2 protein-coding genes are annotated in these 2040 nt (G+C 44.8%); both read left to right on the top strand.

What is annotated here, in order from left to right; genetic code table 11:
* The first annotated feature begins 394 nt into the window (after positions 1-394).
* A complete protein-coding gene (gene manD / locus ACUU1M_RS19970) occupies positions 395-1609 on the top strand; it encodes a D-mannonate dehydratase ManD (RefSeq protein WP_000690936.1) in 1215 nt (404 codons plus the stop codon).
* Between the two features lie 66 nt (positions 1610-1675).
* Positions 1676-2040 (top strand): MFS transporter (locus tag ACUU1M_RS19965; RefSeq protein ID WP_283672098.1); only part of this gene is annotated, 365 nt, incomplete at its 3' end.

Raw genomic sequence — 2040 nt, 5'->3', positions numbered from 1 at the left:
CAGCATTCTGGTGACCTTAAATTTAACGCCCAACCAGAACCATTATTTGTCACATTCCTTTTTATTATTGTGTCTTCTTTACCTCCACTCTCACCATGAAAATAATATTTTCAAATACATCAAGCAATACACATTTTAATTAATTGAATATAATTAATTTATATTTCTGTGCTCATTTTCAATGATTAATGGAGTTTGTTATGTGATTATTTAACGTGTTGTTTTAACAATAATGGTTAATTATTCAGGTGGTTTTTGAGGGTATTTTTTCTCCTCGGTGGAAATTTTTGTTTTTAATGTGATCACGGTTGAATAATCGCTTTTTCTCTCTTGTATGGTAGTAGGCGTAAAATTAGGTTTGAAACGTCTATTTACAACACAGGAGATTGCAATAATGAAAATTATTGCTGCAGATGTTTTTGTTACTTGCCCAGGGCGTAATTTCGTTACGCTTAAAATAACCACTGAAAGCGGACTTTGTGGATTAGGAGATGCCACGTTAAATGGTCGCGAATTGTCGGTCGCTTCTTATCTGAAAGATCATCTTTGTCCACAACTAATTGGCCGCGATGCCAGCCGTATCGAAGATATCTGGCAATTCTTTTATAAAGGTGCTTACTGGCGACGTGGCCCCGTCACGATGTCAGCCATTTCTGCCATTGATATGGCGTTGTGGGATATCAAAGCTAAAGCGGCAAATATGCCATTGTATCAACTGCTTGGTGGTGCTTCTCGTGAAGGCGTGATGGTTTATTGCCACACCACCGGGCGTACGATTGATGAAGTCCTTGAAGACTATGCAAAGCACCAGCAGATGGGCTTTAAGGCGATTCGTGTGCAGTGCGGTGTACCGGGTATGCAAACCACTTATGGCCTGGCGAAGGGCAAAGGACTGGCGTATGAACCGGCAACCAAAGGCCTGTGGCCAGAAGAGCAGTTGTGGTCTTCAGAAAAGTATCTCGATTTTACGCCGAAGTTATTCGAAGCGGTGCGTAATAAGTTCGGTTTTAACGAACATCTGTTGCATGACATGCACCATCGCCTGACCCCCATCGAAGCGGCGCGCTTTGGGAAGAGCATTGAGGATTACCGCCTGTTCTGGATGGAAGATCCGACGCCTGCCGAGAACCAGGAATGTTTTCGTCTGATTCGCCAGCATACCGTGACGCCGATTGCGGTCGGTGAAGTGTTTAACAGTATCTGGGACTGCAAGCAGTTAATCGAAGAGCAGCTGATTGGCTATATTCGCACGACGATCACCCATGCAGGCGGCATTACCGGGATGCGGCGGATTGCCGATTTTGCATCGCTTTATCAGGTACGTACCGGTTCGCATGGCCCTTCAGATTTATCGCCTGTTTGTCATGCGGCGGCGCTGCATTTTGACCTATGGGTACCAAATTTTGGCGTTCAGGAGTACATGGGCTATTCCGAACAAATGCTTGAAGTTTTCCCGCACAGCTGGCGCTTCGAGGAAGGTTATATGCACCCAGGCGATGAACCGGGGCTGGGTATTTCTTTCGATGAGAAACTGGCGGCGAAATATCCGTATGACCCGGCGTATCTCCCCGTCGCACGACTGGAAGATGGCACATTGTTGAACTGGTAATAACGGTTCGCTTAATTATTTTCTGAATAGTCATCAAATCGATTAATTCCGCTCAAGGAGCTAAAAATGGACGTTGATGTGTCAACCAGTGTTGCGGGTAATAAACCGCAACGGATTCGTCGTATTCAGACAGTGACCCTGGTTTTATTATTTATGGCGGGGATCGTTAATTTTCTCGACCGTTCGTCATTGAGCGTGGCAGGCGAAGCGATTCGTGGCGAGTTAGGATTATCGGCGACAGAGTTTGGTGTTTTGCTTTCTGCATTTTCTCTGTCTTATGGTTTTTCACAACTACCTTCCGGTATTTTGCTAGACCGCTTTGGCCCACGAATAGTTTTAGGCGCAGGCTTAATATTCTGGTCATTAATGCAGGCATTAACAGGAATGGTTAATTCTTTTAGCCACTTTATTTTAATGCGTATCGGTCTGGG

The sequence above is a fragment of the Shigella sp. SIG6 genome (genome assembly GCF_053555815.1).
The sequence above is the reverse complement of the archived record's forward strand: the minus strand, read 5'-3'. Positions and strand labels throughout refer to the sequence as shown.